The organism is Streptomyces sp. NPDC050548, from assembly GCF_044457385.1.
GTDB lineage: Bacteria > Actinomycetota > Actinomycetes > Streptomycetales > Streptomycetaceae > Streptomyces.
In genome coordinates this window covers 644,817-660,733 of sequence record NZ_JBITGV010000001.1, presented here as the reverse complement: position 1 = coordinate 660,733, position 15,917 = coordinate 644,817, and the positions used below count along the sequence as shown (strand labels likewise).

Sequence of the window (15,917 nt, the reverse complement as noted above, 5' to 3'; positions counted from 1 at the left end):
TGACAATCGGCCTGGCGCGAGCGTTTCCGCAGGTCAGATCGCATTGTCAGTGGCGTGGTGCACGGTGGACACCAGATCCGAACCGGCCGAGCTGGAGGGGGCCTCAGCCATGACTGTGTCCGCAGAACCCATGAACGCGCAGGCGAGTGAGAAGCAGACGGCCGAGCGGCCGGAGGCACTGCGTCCGCACGCCGAGGACGCCTTCGCCGACGAACTCGCCGCGCTCGCCGCACAGGACGACCGGCCGCGCCCGGTCCGCTGGAAGATGTCGCCGTGGGCGGTCGCCACCTACCTCCTCGGCGGCATTCTGCCGGACGGCACGGTGATCACACCGAAGTACGTCGGCCCGCGCCGCATCGTCGAGGTCGCCGTCACCACACTCGCCACCGACCGCGCCCTGCTCCTGCTCGGCGTGCCCGGCACCGCCAAGACCTGGGTCTCCGAGCACCTGGCCGCCGCCGTCAGCGGTGACTCGACGCTGCTCGTGCAGGGCACGGCGGGCACACCGGAGGAGGCGATCCGCTACGGATGGAACTACGCGCAGCTGCTCGCCAACGGCCCGAGCCGCGACGCCCTCGTGCCCAGCCCCGTCATGCGGGCCATGGCGGAGGGGATGACGGCACGGGTCGAGGAACTGACCCGTATCCCCGCCGACGTACAGGACTCGCTGATCACGATCCTGTCGGAGAAGACGCTGCCCATACCGGAGTTGGGAGGGGAGGTGCAGGCCGTCCGCGGCTTCAACCTGATCGCCACGGCGAACGACCGCGACCGCGGCGTCAACGACCTCTCCAGCGCTCTGCGCCGCCGTTTCAACACGGTGGTGCTGCCGTTGCCGGAGAGCGCGGACGCCGAGGTCGACATCGTCGCCCGCCGCGTCGACCAGATCGGCCGCTCGCTCGACCTGCCGGCGGTGCCCGAGGGCGTCGACGAGATCCGCCGGGTGGTGACCGTCTTCCGTGAACTGCGCGACGGGATCACGGCGGACGGGCGCACGAAGCTGAAGTCGCCCAGCGGCACGCTGTCCACGGCCGAGGCGATCTCCGTAGTCACCAACGGACTAGCCCTGGCAGCCCACTTCGGCGACGGACTGCTGCGGCCGAGCGACGTCGCCGCGGGCATCCTCGGCGCCGTCGTCCGCGATCCGGCGGCCGACCGGGTCATCTGGCAGGAGTACCTGGAAGCGGTCGTCCGGGAGCGCGACGGCTGGAAGGACTTCTACCGGGCCTGCCGTGAGGTGAGCGCGTGAGCGCGGCCAGGGGAACCGTCGACGAGGACTCCACTTGGTGCTGGACGCGGAAGGGAGGGGGACGAAGTGACCGGAACTGAGCCGCTGTTGCTCGGGGTGCGGCATCACGGGCCCGGTTCGGCGCGGGCCGTGCGGGCGGCGCTGGCGGCGGCCCGGCCGCGGGTCGTACTGATCGAGGGGCCGCCCGAGGCCGACGCGCTGATTCCGCTGGCCGCCGACGAGGACATGCGACCGCCGGTCGCGCTCCTCGCCCACGCCGTCGACGAGCCCGGCCGTTCGGCCTTCTGGCCACTGGCCGAGTTCTCCCCGGAATGGGTCGCGATCCGCTGGGCCCTGGAGCACGGGGTACCGGCCCGTTTCATCGACCTTCCGGCCACGCACACGCTGGCGTGGGGGAGGGAAGAGAAGGACACCTCGGAAACACCGGACGCCGAGAACGAGCCCACGAGCGAGAAGCGGCAGCCGGACCCGCCCGCCCCCGGCACACCCTCCGGCCCGGACATCCGGGTCGATCCCCTCGCCGTGCTCGCCGAGACCGCGGGGTACGACGACCCCGAGCGCTGGTGGGAGGACGTCGTAGAGCACCGGGGTGCGGGGGACCGGGACCCGTTCGCGCCGTTCACCGCGCTGGAGGAGGCCATGGGGGCGCTGCGCGAGACGTACGGGGCCGGCGGGCACGACCGGGACCTGGTGCGCGAGGCGTACATGCGGCTCCAACTGCGCGCGGCACAGCGGGAGTTCGAGGACGGGGTGGCCGTGGTGTGCGGGGCCTGGCATGTGCCCGCGCTCCGGCAGCGGACGGCTGTCGCCGCGGACCGCGCCCTGCTGAAGGGACTGCCCAAGGTCAAGGCGGAGCTGACCTGGGTGCCGTGGACACACCGCCGGCTGTCGCGGGCCGGCGGGTACGGCGCGGGCATCGACTCGCCGGGCTGGTACGGCCATCTCTTCGCCGTGCCGGACCGGCCCGTCGAGCGGTGGATGACCAAGGTCGCGGGGCTGCTGCGGGAGGAGGACCGCATCGTCTCCCCGGCCCATGTCATCGAGGCGGTACGGCTGGCGGAGACCCTCGCGGTGATGCGGGGCCGTCCCCTGGCGGGGCTCGGCGAGACCACCGACGCGGTCCGCGCGGTGATGTGCGAGGGCTCGGACGTCCCGTTGTCCCTGGTGCGCGACCGGCTCGTCGTCGGGGATGTGCTGGGCGAGGTGCCGGCGGGCGCCCCGGCCGTGCCGCTGCAGCGCGACCTCGACCGGCAGCAGCGCAGCCTGCGGCTCAAACCGGAGGCGCTGGAGCGGGAGTTGGAGCTCGACCTGCGCAAGGAGACCGACGCGGCGCGCAGCAGACTGCTGCACAGGCTGCGGCTGCTGTCGGTCGAGTGGGGCGAGCCGGTCGCCTCTCGGGGCAGCACGGGTACGTTCCGGGAGACGTGGCGGCTGCGCTGGGAACCGGAGCTGACGGTGCGGGTCGCCGAGGCGGGGGTCTGGGGCACGACCGTGCTCGCCGCGGCGACCGCAAAGGCGGAGGCCGACGCGATCGGGGCGCAGAGCCTCGCCGACGTCACCGCACTCGCCGAGCACTGCCTGCTGGCCGAGCTGCCGGACGCGCTCCCCGTGGTGATGCGGATCCTCGCCGACCGCGCCGCCCTCGACACGGACGTCGGCCACCTCGCCCAGGCGCTGCCCGCCCTGGTCCGTTCGCTGCGCTACGGCGACGTACGCGGCACCGACACCGGCGCGCTGACGGAGGTCGCCGCGGGCCTCGCCGAGCGGATCTTCGTCGGCCTGCCCCCGGCCTGCACGGCCCTCGACGCGGACGCGGCCGAGGAGATGCGACGCCATGTGGACGCGGTGCACGGGGCGGTGGGACTGCTGGGGGATGCCGGCGGTGGGGCAGGGAGGGGTAAGCCCGCGGAGGCCGGGAGCGGCGATGCCTCCGCGCCGGGGCACGAGGAAGCCCCCACCCCCACCTCGGCCCTCGGCCACGGCGACCTGCGTCGTCGCTGGCGTGCGGTGCTTCGGACGCTCTCCGCGCGGGACACCGTGCCGGGCGTCATCCGGGGGCGGGCCGTACGACTTCTGCTGGACGGTGGGGAGTTGGGGCCGGACGAGGCGGCCCGGCTGATGGGGCTGGTGCTCTCGCCCGGGACACCGCCGTCGGACGCGGCGGCGTGGATCGAGGGCTTCGTCGGCGCCGGGGGCGGGCTGCTCCTCGTGCACGACGAGCGGCTGCTCGGGCTGGTGGACGCATGGCTGACCGGAGTGACGGCGGAGGCGTTCACGGACGTACTGCCGTTGCTGCGGCGCACGTTCTCGGCGTACGAGCCGGGGGTGCGCAGAACGCTCGGCGAGCTGGTCCGGCGGGGGCCCGGAAAACAGACGGGGGCGGTGGCGGCGGCGGTCGGGATATCCGGGTTCGGCGCGGAGTCGGACGCCGGGCGGGCGGACGCGGTGGTGCCGGTGCTGCGGCTGCTGCTGGGGCTGGACGACTTGGTGGGGAACAGCGACAACGAGCTTGTGGGGGTGGCGGGATGATGACGGCGAGCAGCGGTAGGCAGGGCACGAGGAGGCCGGGGGAGCGGGCTCAGCCGGCGGGTGCCGGACGGCGGACCGCGGCGGGTGTCGGGCGTCGGACGGAGGATCGTCCCGCGACTGTCGTGCGGGTCGTCCCGTTGTGGGAAGGACTGCGGGACGGGGTGCGCGGATGACGGCGACCGGTGCGACGGGGACGACGGTGGGCGAGCCGGCGGGGGCGGCCGGCGCGGTGGCGGCTGCGAGCGGGGTGGCTGGGACGGCCGGGGCGAGGGCGGTGACCGCGAGCGGGGTCGCCGGGGTGGCCGACGCGGGGGCGGTGGCGGCAAACGGGTCGGCTGGGAAGGCTGGCGCGGTGGTGGTGCACGGGGTGGCCGGCGCGAGGGCGGTGACCGCGAATGGGGTGGCTGGGGCGGCTGACGCGGTGGCGGTGGTGGTGGCGAGCGGGTCGGCGGGGAAGGCTGGCGCGGTGGTGGCTGCGAATGGGGTGGCTGGGGTGGACGGGGCGAGGGCGGCGAGCGGGTCGGCGGGGAAGGCCGGCGCGGTGGCGGTGCACGGGGTGCAGGGGGTGGCCGGGGTGGCCGGTGCGAGGGCGGTGACCGCGAATGGGGTGGCCGGGGTGGCCGACGCAAGGGCGCTGACCGCGAACGCGGTAACCGGCGCGGCCGACACGAGGGCGGTGACGGCGAACGGGTCGGCCGGGAAGGCCGGTGCGGTGACCGCGAGCGGGTCGGCCGGGGAGGCCGGCGCGGTGGCGGTGAACGGGGTGGTCGGGGCGGCCGCCGCTGTGGCGACGACGGCGAACGGCGTGGCCGGCGCGGTGGCGGCGACCGTGAACGGCGTGGCCGGGGCGGGCGCCGTCGGTGGGGGCGTGGACCCCGGGGAGGAGCGGTTGCGGCGGTGGCGGATGGTGCTCGGGGGTGACGCGGCCGATGGCACCGGGTGTGCGTTGTCCGGGCGGGACGCCGCGATGGACGGGGCGTTGGCCGCGCTGTACGGCAGGGGGGACAAGGAGCGGGCGGGGAAGGACCGTTCGGCGGGGCTCGGGGTGTCGGCGCCGTCCGTCGCGCGCTGGCTCGGGGACATCCGGACGTACTTCCCCTCCTCCGTCGTCCAGGTGATGCAGCGCGACGCCATCGACCGGCTCGGGCTGTCCGCGCTGCTGCTCGAACCGGAGATGCTGGAAGCGGTCGAGGCCGACGTGCACCTGGTCGGCACGCTGCTCTCCCTCAACAAGGCGATGCCGGAGACCACGAAGGAGACGGCACGGATGGTGGTGCGCAAGGTCGTCGAGGACCTGGAGAAGCGGCTCGCCACCCGCACCCGGGCCACCCTCACCGGCGCCCTCGACCGCAGCGCCCGTATCAACCGGCCGCGCCACCACGACATCGACTGGAACCGCACGATCGCGGCCAACCTCAAGCACTACCTGCCCGAGTACCGGACGATCGTGCCGGAGCGGCTGATCGGATACGGGCGGGCCTCCCAGTCCGTGAAGAAGGAGGTCGTCCTCTGTATCGACCAGTCCGGGTCGATGGCCGCGTCCGTCGTCTACGCCTCCGTGTTCGGGGCGGTGCTGGCGTCCATGCGGTCGATCGACACCCGGCTCGTCGTCTTCGACACGGCGGTCGTCGACCTCACCGACCAGCTCGACGACCCGGTGGACGTGCTCTTCGGGACCCAGCTCGGCGGCGGTACGGACATCAACAGGGCGCTCGCGTACTGCCAGTCGCAGATCACCCGGCCCGCGGAGACGGTGGTCGTGCTGATCAGCGACCTCTACGAAGGGGGGATACGGAACGAGATGCTCAAGCGGGTCGCGGCGATGAAGGCGTCGGGGGTGCAGTTCGTGACGCTGCTCGCGCTGTCCGACGAGGGGGCACCGGCGTACGACCGCGAACACGCCGCCGCGCTGGCCGCGTTGGGGGCGCCGGCCTTCGCCTGTACGCCCGACCTGTTCCCGGAGGTGATGGCGGCGGCGATCGAGAAGCGGCCGCTGCCGATACCGGACACCGCCTGACGAACCGGCATCGGTGGTGACGAACGGGCTTGTGGGACAGGGGGGTTGTGCGTCTCCGAACCGCCCGTGCAAGGATCGTCGCCTCATGATCTGGCCCGCCGCACTGTCCGGTGCCGCCCTGCGCGTGCTGCGTACGGCGGTTGGGCGGCGTGTGCTGCAACTGGCTCTGCTGGTGGGCGGGTTGTGCGCGCTCGGGTTGCTGTGCGGGGGACAGGCACAGGCGGCGGACGGGGTTCTGGGCACGCCGGTGAGTCTCGGCAGGCCGGGGATTCCGGTGGTGGCTCCGGTGGCTCCGGTGGCTTCGGCGGTGAAGGCGGTTCCGCTTCAGGTTCAGGCGCCTGTCGTCGCTCCGGTACTGGCTCCGGTCTCGGACACCGTGGAGCGGGTCGTGCGGCCCGTGAGCGACGTGGTGACGAAGACGGTGACCGCGGTGTTGGCCGAGGCGCCTTCGTTGCCCTCGCTGCCCACCTTGCCCTCGCTGCCCCCTTTGCCCTCGGTCCCCGTAGTGCCGAGTCAGCCCGTGCCCCCGGTCCAGGAGCCTCCGGCGCACACCGCGCCGGTGGCGGTGCCTGCGCCCGTCCGGTCGGCCCCGCAGCCTTCGGGTGATCGGCATCGTTCGGATGCGAGGCCCGCCGAGGCGGTCGTAGGCACAGGCGTGACGTACGGGCCGCGCGTCGCCGCCGGCGCCGATGAGGTCGGCGCCGCAGGGCATGCGGGCGTACGTCATGCGCCGTCCGTCAGGCGCGCCCCGGCGCACCAGGCACCCGGCGGTGACCCGGACGGCGCCCCGCGCGATCAGCAGGCGGTGGACGGCGGTGGGGCGCGGCACTGTGACGCGCAGGCCGTGACGTCGGGCCACAGGGTGGTCGTGCGGTTCGTGCGCGGTGTCGCCGAGGGTGTGGACGCGGCGGAGACCCGGGACAGGTACCGGGACGTTCCCGTCTTCCCAGGCTAGGCAGGCCTTTTCCGGCAGTTGAGCTGCCCGGAACGTCGCCATGCCCCCTTTTCGCGATGCCTGAGGAACGACGTACGCATGAGCACCCGTATGAACCAGAACACCGACATCACCCCGGCCGAAGTCCGGCGACGTCTCGTCGATGCCGTGGTCTCCGTCCCGCGAGGGTCCCGGGTCAGGGCCGCCGCGGCCATCCAAGGCGCACGTGCCGCACGTGCCGCATGTGCCGCACGCGCGGCACGCCCAGGACACATCGTGCGCACCCGGGCCGTCCGGCACTGGGAGTAACAGACTCCGTGAGGCAGTGACCCCGGACGGCCGAATGCCGTCGGTCTGTCCGGGGGCGCGCCTCGCGGTATGGGGTCCCGCCGGGCCAGCCCCAACCCGGCGGGACCCAGCCCGGGACGACCCGCCTGAGCGACCGCCCGTAAGCCCCGTCCGCGGCACTCCGTGTCACGGATCCCGGCATCATGTGACAGGTATCACCGCTCAGGTGTGACCCTCGATTTAGGGGCCCCCTGCAAGCAGCGATAACCTGCGAGACGGACATGCCGCGCGCTCGGTCACCGTGTGCGCCTCCCTTGTGACAGCGGACGTCACGTTGCCCTTCGCGGCACGCCCACGCATCCAACGAACCGCGAGATCACTGAGGACGGAAGCGCGTGGACCTGTTCGAGTATCAGGCGAGGGACCTCTTCGCCAAGCACGATGTACCGGTGCTGGCCGGTGAAGTCATCGACACGCCTGAGGCGGCCCGCGCAGCCACAGAGCGTCTCGGTGGCAAGTCCGTCGTCAAGGCCCAGGTGAAGGTCGGCGGCCGTGGCAAGGCGGGTGGCGTGAAGCTCGCCGCCACCCCGGACGAGGCCGTCGCGCGTGCGACGGACATCCTCGGCATGGACATCAAGGGCCACACGGTCCACAAGGTGATGATCGCCGAGACCGCGCCCGAGATCGTCGAGGAGTACTACGTCTCGTACCTCCTCGACCGCACCAACCGCACCTTCCTCGCCATGGCGTCCGTCCAGGGCGGCGTGGAGATCGAGGTCGTCGCGGAGGAGAACCCCGAGGCGCTCGCGAAGGTCCCGGTCAACGCCAACGAGGGCGTGAGCATCGAGAAGGCCCGTGAGATCGTCGCGCAGGCGAAGTTCCCGGCCGACGTCGCCGAGCAGGTCGCCGAGATCCTGGTGACGCTGTGGGACACCTTCGTCAAGGAGGACGCCCTCCTCGTCGAGGTCAACCCCCTCGCGAAGGTCGCCGACGGCCGTGTCATCGCCCTCGACGGCAAGGTCTCGCTGGACGAGAACGCCGAGTTCCGCCAGCCGGAGCACGAGGCGCTGATCGACCACGCCGCCGCCAACCCGCTTGAGGCCGCCGCCAAGGCGAAGAACCTCAACTACGTCAAGCTCGACGGCGAGGTCGGCATCATCGGCAACGGCGCGGGTCTCGTCATGAGCACCCTGGACGTCGTCGCGTACGCCGGTGAGAACCACGGCGGCGTGAAGCCGGCCAACTTCCTCGACATCGGCGGCGGCGCGTCCGCGGCCGTGATGGCGAACGGCCTGGAGATCATCCTGGGCGACCCCGACGTCAAGTCGGTCTTCGTCAACGTCTTCGGTGGCATCACCGCGTGCGACGAGGTCGCCAACGGCATCGTGCAGGCGCTGCAGCTGCTCGCGGACAGGGGCGAGGAAGTCACCAAGCCCCTCGTCGTCCGCCTCGACGGCAACAACGCCGAGCTGGGTCGCAAGATCCTCTCCGACGCCAACCACCCGCTGGTCCAGCGCGTGGACACCATGGACGGCGCGGCCGACAAGGCCGCCGAGCTCGCGGCTGCGAAGTAAGGGACGAGGGACAAAACAGCCATGGCTATCTTCCTCACCAAGGACAGCAAGGTCATCGTCCAGGGCATGACCGGCTCCACGGGCATGAAGCACACCAAGCTCATGCTGGCGGACGGCACCAACATCGTCGGTGGCGTCAACCCCCGTAAGGCCGGCACGTCCGTCGACGTCGACGGCACCGAGATCCCGGTCTTCGGCACGGTCGCCGAGGCGATCGAGAAGACGGGCGCGAACGTATCCGTCCTCTTCGTACCGCCGGCCTTCTCCAAGGCCGCCGTCGTCGAGGCGATCGACGCGGAGATCCCGCTCGCGGTGGTCATCACCGAGGGCATCGCCGTCCACGACTCGGCCGCGTTCTACGCGTACGCGGTCGCGAAGGGCAACAAGACCCGGATCATCGGCCCGAACTGCCCCGGTCTCATCACCCCGGGCCAGTCCAACGCCGGCATCATCCCGGGCGACATCACCAAGCCGGGCCGTATCGGTCTGGTCTCGAAGTCCGGCACGCTGACGTACCAGATGATGTACGAGCTGCGTGACATCGGCTTCTCGTCCGCCGTCGGCATCGGTGGCGACCCGGTCATCGGCACCACGCACATCGACGCGCTCGCCGCGTTCGAGGCCGACCCCGACACCGACCTGATCGTGATGATCGGTGAGATCGGTGGCGACGCGGAGGAGCGGGCCGCGGACTTCATCGCGAAGAACGTGACCAAGCCGGTCGTCGGTTACGTCGCCGGCTTCACCGCGCCCGAGGGCAAGACGATGGGCCACGCCGGTGCCATCGTCTCCGGTTCCTCCGGTACGGCTGCCGCGAAGAAGGAGGCCCTTGAGGCCGCCGGCGTCAAGGTCGGCAAGACGCCGACGGAGACGGCGAAGCTCGCGCGCGAGATTCTGGCGGGCTGAGTTTCTCAGCCGCACGTCGATGGGCCCGCTCCGTGGGTTGGAGCGGGCCCATCGGTGCGTTGTGGCTGGTCGCGCAGTTCTCCGCGCCCCTAAAAGAGACAGCGGGCCGGAGTTCTTCAGGGGCGCGGGGAACTGCGCGACCAGCCCCCACCGGGCCGCACCTATCGACTCAACGGAAGCAGCCGTTCGGGCCCAGCGGTCATCCCGGTCCGCAAACGATCCCGGAGCCGCACTTCCTCCTCGGACAAAGAACCCTGCACCACCCGCTCCGGCACCCCCTCCACCCGCTGCCCCAACGGCACCGGCGGCTCATAGTGCGTGGGCGCCGTCCGCACCGTGAGCGTCGTCGCGCCGATGATGGTGACGGTGAACGCGATCGCCGCTCGGGTCCAGAACACGGTTCGGCGTTCACCGACGAAACGAACCACCGGCGGCTTGGCCGCGTGCAGCCGCCCCGTGGAGGCCAGTTCGGTCAGCCGACGGTGCAGTTCGGCCGGGTCGGACAAGTCGGGGAGCTGCGCCGCGATCGCCTCGCGCGCGTGCAGCAGCCGGTTCGCCGCGGCCGGCGTGCTCGCCTCCGTCTCCGCCGCCATCTCCGCGAGACCGAGCCCGACACCGTCGTAGAGCAGGAGGGTCCGGCGGTACGACGGGGGGAGTTTCAGGAGCGCGGTGAGCAGGGCGCGGTCGGCGGGGGCCGGGGGTGGGGGTTCCGGGTGGCGGTATCTGGGGCGGAAGCGGTGCCAGGGGGAGAGGGCGTACTCGTACGCCACCGACCGCACCCAGCCGGCCGGGTCGCGGTCGACCGCGACCTCGGGCCAGCGCTGCCACGCCGTCTGGAAGGCGCGCTCGACGGACTCCCGCGCCAACTCGCGCCGCCCGGTCAGCAGATAGGTCTGCCGTACGAGGGAGGGCGCGCAGAACGCGTAGAGCGCGTCGAAGGCCTGAGCGGGGGTCAGGGGGGCGGGCGCCGGATCCGGCGCCGCATCCGTATGCGGTACGGGGATCTCGACCACGACGATGTCGGCGTGAGGAGACTCCGGTTGAATCTCCTCCACCTCGGCTACATCCACCTCTGCCTCTTCCACTGCGAGGTTGTCCTGGGCCAGCTCGTCGAGCAATTTCGCGTACGCCTCCCGTTTCCGGCCGCGTGGTGAGGTGCGGCCGGTCTCCCACGCGCGCACCGTCTCGCGGCTGACGCCGACCCGCGTGGCGAGCTGAGCCTGCGTCAGGGAGGCGGCCTCGCGCAGCCGTCGGCGTTCCTTGGGCGGCGGGAGCGGGGTTGCAGGGGTCTGCGTCACCGGGGGCCCCTTCGTACGAAAAAGTACATAAATGTATATTGGGCGACACTTCGGGGGTTCGCCTGTTACGACGAGAAAGCGCGTGTCGTTGGGAGCATGGCGGTCGTGATGCCGATGACCCACCGCCGACCGTCGTTGTCGCCCCTCCTCACCCGGATGCGCGACCGATCCCCCGGACTGGCCGCCAGCCTCTTGGGTGGCGCGGTCGCGGCGGGGCTCGGTCTCGGTTCGTTCGCCGTGCTCGTGATGGTGCTGTGGATCAGCTCGCCGTACCCCGACAGCGGACCCGGCGGCGCCCTGCACATGGCCGCCGCGCTCTGGCTCCTCGCGCACGGCGTCGAACTGGTCCGCACCGACACCCTCTCCGGAATCCCCGCCCCCGTAGGCGTGACCCCGCTGCTCCTTCTCGTCCTGCCGGTCCGGCTGCTGCACCGGGCGGCCCGGGACGCGGTGCTGGGCGGGGGAGACGACGAGACCGCCACCGACATCCCGCCGGTCCCGGCCCGCACCGCCTGGACCGGCGTCGCCCTCGGCTACCTCGCCGTCGGCACCGCAGCCGCGCTCTACGCGTCCGGCGGCGAACTCTCCCCCTCCTGGAGCTGGACGGCGGTCTGCCTGCCGCTGCTCGTGGCGGGCGCGGCCGGTTCCGGCGTGTGGACGGCGTACGGGCGCCCGCGCGAACCCGTGTTGAGCGTGCTGGTCCTGCTGCCCGCCGGGCTGCGGCGGCTCGTTCTCGGTCCGGAGGCCCGCGAGTCCCGGGACCGGATCGGCACCGCGGCGCGCGCCGCCGGTGTCGGCACGGCGGTGTTCGTCGGGGGCGGCGCGCTGCTGCTCACGGCGTCCCTGGTGTGGCACGGCGGCGCGGCGCAGACGTCGTTCCTGCGGCTGACGGAGGCTCTGTCGGGCCGGTTCGCGGTCCTGTTGCTCTGCCTCGCGCTGATCCCGAACGCGGCGGTCTGGTCGGCGGCCTACGCCCTCGGCCCCGGTTTCGCGCTCGGCACCCACCACACGGTGGACCCTCTCAACTCGGCCCCGGCGCCCCTGCTCCCGCCGTTCCCGCTTCTCGCGGCGGTCCCGGACGCGGGCACCGGAACCCCGCTGAACTGGCTGGCGGGACTGGTGCCGTTGGCCGCCGGGGTGATGGTCGGGTGGTTCGTGGCGCGGGTCGCGGTGGGGCAACGGGCCGACGGCGAGGGCCGGTTGGCGAAATCAGGGGGCACAGGAGGTCCGGCGTCGACACCCTGGCCGCAGGGCCGTACCGCCGCCACCGCGCTGCTCGCCGCCGCCCTGTGCGCCGTAGCGCTGGCGCTGTTCGCGGAGTTGTCGGGCGGCCCGCTCGGGGGTGTCGCGCTCGCCCGGTTCGGGCCGGTGTGGTGGCAGACCGGAGCCGCGGCGCTGGGGTGGCTCGCGGTGGTCGCGGTGCCCACGGCGATGGGGCTGCGGGCCTGGCGACTGCGGGAACCCAAGGCCCTGAAGCCGGCGATCGGGAAGCCGCGGGACGGTGCGGGAGAGGCAGAGGCGGAGGCGGAGAAGGCGTCGGACCTTACGACGGGACGCCGGTTCCTGAAGTCGTTCACCGCCGCCCGGGGTTGGCTCACGCGTGGACGGAAGAAGGCGGCGCCGACGCTCCCGCTCCCCGTCGACCAGCCGTACATCGCCTACGACCACGACCCGACGTTCGACCCGTACGACTTCCTGCCCGCCGATGTCCCGCGGGAGCCCTCGCCGACCCCCTGGTACGACAACGCCTCCCGCGAGGCCCGCTGGGCGGTCCTGAGGGAGGCGTCGACTCCGCCCGAGCCGGAGGAGCCGTCGGAAACCCAATGACCCGGTGAGGCAGGTCAGTTGGCGGTGCCCAGCAAGCCCCGCAGATCCTTCGGCAGCAGCTGGTTGCAGGACTGCTTCGCCTCGTTCGTGAGGGCGTCGTTCGTGCAGGTGTAGAAGTCCTTGTAGGCCAGCTGCGCGACGAACATCGCGGCGACCAGGGCGATGGCGAGGGACGCGGTGACCAGGCCGCTCACCGCCGCCGTCGTCTGGGGGCGGCCCGGTGCCTCGGGTGCGGCCGGGGTGTCCGGGTCGGAGGTGCGGGGCTTGGCGCGCAGGGCGCTGCCGCCCCAGTAGAGGGCCAGCGCACCGAGCAGCAGGGCCACGTACGGCCAGCTGAAGAGGGCGAAGAAGAAGGCCCACATGCCGCTCAGCAGGGCGTAGCGGGCGCGGCGCTGGGCCGGGTCCGTGGGGTCCCAGCGCATGCCCTGGCCGGGGCCGGGGCCGCTGTTCGGGCCCTCGGAACCGCCGCCCGGTCCGCTCTGTCCGCCGGGCCGGTCGCCGAAGCCGCCCTGGGAGCGCCCGGGCTGCCGGTCGCTCCACTGACTGCCCCACGGCGAACGACCGCCGCCGTCACCCTGCGAGGAGTCGTCGCCGTCACGACCCTCCGGGCGCCGGGGCTGCCACGGCCGGTCCGGGGTGCCCTCGGGCGGCGGGGCGAACGGATTGTCGTCCTGACCCGCACCGCTCCGTCCCTCCGAGGGCGCGTCGGGCGGCGACGAGGGCCGCTCCCGGAGCAGCACGGTGCCGCGCTCCCCGCCCTGCAACGACTGCGGGGGGAACGTGAGGAGTCGGGGACTGCGGTCCGGCATCAAGTGAGCGTCTTTCCCCTTGTTGGATACGTCTCTCCGACATGAGCTGTCACTTCGTGAACGCGTCGCACGACAACCGCGTTCCCGAACCCGCTCTCCCCAGACGCTACCTTCCGGCCACGCCCCCGTCCCGTGGGGGCTGTCCGGTGTGCCGGTATCGTTGCTGACGGTCGGCCGCTTCGTAGACTTCCCCGTATCCCGGGGCGCGAAGCATTCGTATGAATGCACGAACCGGGCCGACCGCACGCACCCCGCTCCCCCGAGAAAGGGCCCCGCCGTGGCCGCCAAGCCCGTGGCCAAGCGCCTTGTCGTGCTGGTCTCCGGTTCCGGTACGAATCTGCAGGCGCTGCTCGACGCCATCGCGACCGAGGGCGATCAGGCGTACGGAGCCGAGATCGTGGCCGTGGGCGCGGACCGCGAGGGCATCGAGGGCCTGGCCCGCGCCGAGCGCGCCGGGCTGCCCACCTTCGTGTGCCGGGTCAAGGACTTCGCGACCCGCGAGGAGTGGGACGCGGCGCTCGCGGCGGCGACCGCGGCGTACGAGCCCGACCTGATCGTGTCGGCCGGGTTCATGAAGATCGTGGGCAAGGAGTTCCTCGCCCTCTTCGGCGGCCGGGTCGTGAACACGCACCCCGCCCTGCTGCCCAGTTTTCCGGGGGCCCACGGCGTACGGGACGCGCTCGCGTACGGCGCCCGGGTCACCGGCTGCACCGTCCACTTCGTCGACGACGGCGTCGACACCGGGCCGATCATCGCTCAGGGCGTGGTCGAGATCCGGGACGAGGACGACGAGAGCGCTCTGCACGAGCGCATCAAGGAAGTCGAGCGAAGGCTGCTCGTCGATGTCGTGGGGCGGCTGGCCCGCAACGGCTATCGCATCGAGGGACGAAAGGTAGTTATCCAGTGACCGCCGAGAGCAACAAGCGAGCCATCCGACGGGCGCTCGTCAGCGTCTACGACAAGACAGGCCTCGAAGAGCTGGCGCGCGGCCTGCACGAGGCGGGCGTCGAACTCGTCTCCACGGGCTCCACGGCCGGCCGTATCGCCGCCGCCGGTGTCCCGGTCACCAAGGTCGAGGAGCTGACCGGTTTCCCCGAGTGCCTGGACGGCCGGGTCAAGACCCTGCACCCCAAGGTGCACGCCGGCATCCTCGCCGACCTGCGTCTTGAGAGCCACCGTCAGCAGCTCGACGAGCTGGGCGTGGCCCCCTTCGACCTGGTGGTCGTCAACCTGTACCCGTTCCGGGAGACCGTCGCCTCGGGCGCCTCTCCCGACGAGTGCGTCGAGCAGATCGACATCGGCGGCCCGTCGATGGTCCGCGCCGCCGCCAAGAACCACCCGTCGGTCGCCGTGGTCACCAGCCCGGCCCGCTACGCCGACGTCCTGAACGCCGTACAGAACGGCGGCTTCGACCTCACCACCCGCAAGCGGCTCGCCGCGGAGGCCTTCCAGCACACGGCGTCGTACGACGTGGCGGTGGCCAGCTGGTTCGCGAGCGCGTACGCGCCGGTCGACGACTCACAGTTCCCCGACTTCCTCGGCGGCACCTGGGAGCGCGAGAACACCCTGCGCTACGGCGAGAACCCGCACCAGCCGGCCGCGCTCTACGTCGACGCCTCGGGCGGCGGCCTCGCCAAGGCCGAGCAGCTGCACGGCAAGGAGATGTCGTACAACAACTACACGGACACGGACGCCGCGCGCCGTGCCGCCTACGACCACGCCGAGCCCTGTGTCGCGATCATCAAGCACGCCAACCCCTGCGGGATCGCGATCGGTTCGGACGTCGCCGAGGCGCACCGCAAGGCGCACGCGTGTGACCCGCTGTCGGCGTTCGGCGGGGTGATCGCCGTCAACCGGCCGGTCAGCAAGGAACTGGCCGAACAGGTCGCCGAGATCTTCACCGAGGTCATCGTCGCGCCGGACTACGAGGAGGGCGCGCTCGAAGCCCTCGCCAAGAAGAAGAACATCCGCGTGCTGAAGGCCCCGGGCGGTCCGTCGAACGCGGTCGAGTTCAAGGCGATCGACGGCGGGGCGCTGCTCCAGGTCACCGACCGGCTCCAGGCCGACGGCGACGACCCGGCCAACTGGACGCTGGCGACGGGCGAGGCGCTCTCCGAGTCCGAGCTGGCCGACCTCGCGTTCGCCTGGAAGGCCTGCCGCGCGGTGAAGTCCAACGCGATCCTGCTGGCCAAGGACGGTGCCTCGGTCGGCGTCGGCATGGGGCAGGTCAACCGGGTCGACTCCTGCAAGCTCGCGATCGAGCGGGCGGGCGAGGAGCGGGCGCGAGGCTCCTACGCGGCCTCGGACGCGTACTTCCCGTTCCCGGACAACATCGACGTCCTGAGCGCCGCCGGCGTCAAGGCCATCGTTCAGCCCGGCGGTTCGATCCGCGACGAGCTGAGCATCGAGGCCGCGAAGAAGGCGGGCGTCACGATGTACTTCACGGGGACGCGGCACTTCTTCCACTGAGGTCGCCCGCTGATACG

11 protein-coding genes are annotated in these 15,917 nt (G+C 72.3%); 9 read left to right on the top strand and 2 right to left on the bottom strand.

What is annotated here, in order from left to right; all coding sequences use genetic code 11:
- The first annotated feature begins 109 nt into the window (after positions 1-109).
- The 6 genes from ACIBJH_RS03110 (at position 110) to sucD (ending at position 9,497) form a co-directional block, all read left to right on the top strand.
- Positions 110-1,249 (top strand): AAA family ATPase, encoded by a 1,140-nt coding sequence (locus tag ACIBJH_RS03110; RefSeq protein ID WP_200714157.1) that lies wholly within the window; start codon positions 110-112, stop codon positions 1,247-1,249.
- A gap of 66 nt (positions 1,250-1,315) precedes the next feature.
- Entirely contained in the window at positions 1,316-3,778 is a 2,463-nt protein-coding gene (locus tag ACIBJH_RS03105) for a DUF5682 family protein (protein WP_399115095.1), read from the top strand.
- A 904-nt stretch (positions 3,779-4,682) separates the two neighbouring features.
- A complete protein-coding gene (locus tag ACIBJH_RS03100; protein ID WP_399115589.1) occupies positions 4,683-5,795 on the top strand; it encodes a VWA domain-containing protein in 1,113 nt (370 codons plus the stop codon).
- 85 nt (positions 5,796-5,880) lie between these two features.
- Positions 5,881-6,750: a hypothetical protein gene (locus ACIBJH_RS03095; protein ID WP_399115094.1), complete on the top strand. Its 870-nt coding sequence runs from the start codon at positions 5,881-5,883 to the stop codon at positions 6,748-6,750.
- A gap of 662 nt (positions 6,751-7,412) precedes the next feature.
- The gene (gene sucC, locus ACIBJH_RS03090) at positions 7,413-8,591 is read left to right on the top strand and encodes an ADP-forming succinate--CoA ligase subunit beta (protein WP_399115093.1); all 1,179 of its coding nucleotides are present in this window, start codon (positions 7,413-7,415) and stop codon (positions 8,589-8,591) included.
- Between the two features lie 21 nt (positions 8,592-8,612).
- Positions 8,613-9,497, top strand: coding sequence for a succinate--CoA ligase subunit alpha (sucD, locus tag ACIBJH_RS03085; protein ID WP_019066811.1), 885 nt, complete (start codon positions 8,613-8,615; stop codon positions 9,495-9,497).
- A gap of 161 nt (positions 9,498-9,658) precedes the next feature.
- On the opposite strand, the gene ACIBJH_RS03080 is transcribed toward sucD, so the two are convergent.
- On the bottom strand, positions 9,659-10,795 hold the full coding sequence (locus ACIBJH_RS03080) for a helix-turn-helix domain-containing protein (protein ID WP_399115092.1): 1,137 nt from the start codon (positions 10,793-10,795) through the stop codon (positions 9,659-9,661).
- 96 nt (positions 10,796-10,891) lie between these two features.
- Between ACIBJH_RS03080 and ACIBJH_RS03075 the strand changes: the two genes are divergently transcribed.
- Positions 10,892-12,622: a DUF6350 family protein gene (locus ACIBJH_RS03075; RefSeq protein ID WP_399115091.1), complete on the top strand. Its 1,731-nt coding sequence runs from the start codon at positions 10,892-10,894 to the stop codon at positions 12,620-12,622.
- Positions 12,623-12,636: 14 nt separating this feature from the next.
- Here ACIBJH_RS03075 and ACIBJH_RS03070 read toward each other — a convergent pair whose 3' ends face one another.
- Positions 12,637-13,431, bottom strand: coding sequence for a hypothetical protein (locus ACIBJH_RS03070; RefSeq protein WP_399115090.1), 795 nt, complete (start codon positions 13,429-13,431; stop codon positions 12,637-12,639).
- A gap of 277 nt (positions 13,432-13,708) precedes the next feature.
- Here ACIBJH_RS03070 and purN point away from each other — a divergent pair, with 277 nt between their 5' ends.
- Both purN and purH read left to right on the top strand, forming a co-directional pair.
- On the top strand, positions 13,709-14,338 hold the full coding sequence (purN, locus tag ACIBJH_RS03065) for a phosphoribosylglycinamide formyltransferase (protein ID WP_399115089.1): 630 nt from the start codon (positions 13,709-13,711) through the stop codon (positions 14,336-14,338).
- Positions 14,335-15,900, top strand: coding sequence for a bifunctional phosphoribosylaminoimidazolecarboxamide formyltransferase/IMP cyclohydrolase (gene purH / locus ACIBJH_RS03060; protein ID WP_399115088.1), 1,566 nt, complete (start codon positions 14,335-14,337; stop codon positions 15,898-15,900). The genes purN and purH overlap by 4 nt, the downstream gene beginning before the upstream one ends.
- The last annotated feature ends 17 nt before the right edge of the window (positions 15,901-15,917 follow it).

Excerpts from the sequence above, each read along its gene's own strand:
- ACIBJH_RS03110 (WP_200714157.1), top strand. The coding sequence starts at position 110 with ATGACTGTGTCCGCAGAACCCATGAACGCGCAGGCGAGTGAGAAGCAG.
- ACIBJH_RS03100 (WP_399115589.1), top strand. The coding sequence starts at position 4,683 with ATGGTGCTCGGGGGTGACGCGGCCGATGGCACCGGGTGTGCGTTGTCC.
- ACIBJH_RS03095 (WP_399115094.1), top strand. The coding sequence starts at position 5,881 with ATGATCTGGCCCGCCGCACTGTCCGGTGCCGCCCTGCGCGTGCTGCGT.
- sucD (WP_019066811.1), top strand. The coding sequence starts at position 8,613 with ATGGCTATCTTCCTCACCAAGGACAGCAAGGTCATCGTCCAGGGCATG.
- ACIBJH_RS03075 (WP_399115091.1), top strand. The coding sequence starts at position 10,892 with ATGGCGGTCGTGATGCCGATGACCCACCGCCGACCGTCGTTGTCGCCC.
- ACIBJH_RS03070 (WP_399115090.1), bottom strand. The coding sequence starts at position 13,431 with ATGCCGGACCGCAGTCCCCGACTCCTCACGTTCCCCCCGCAGTCGTTG.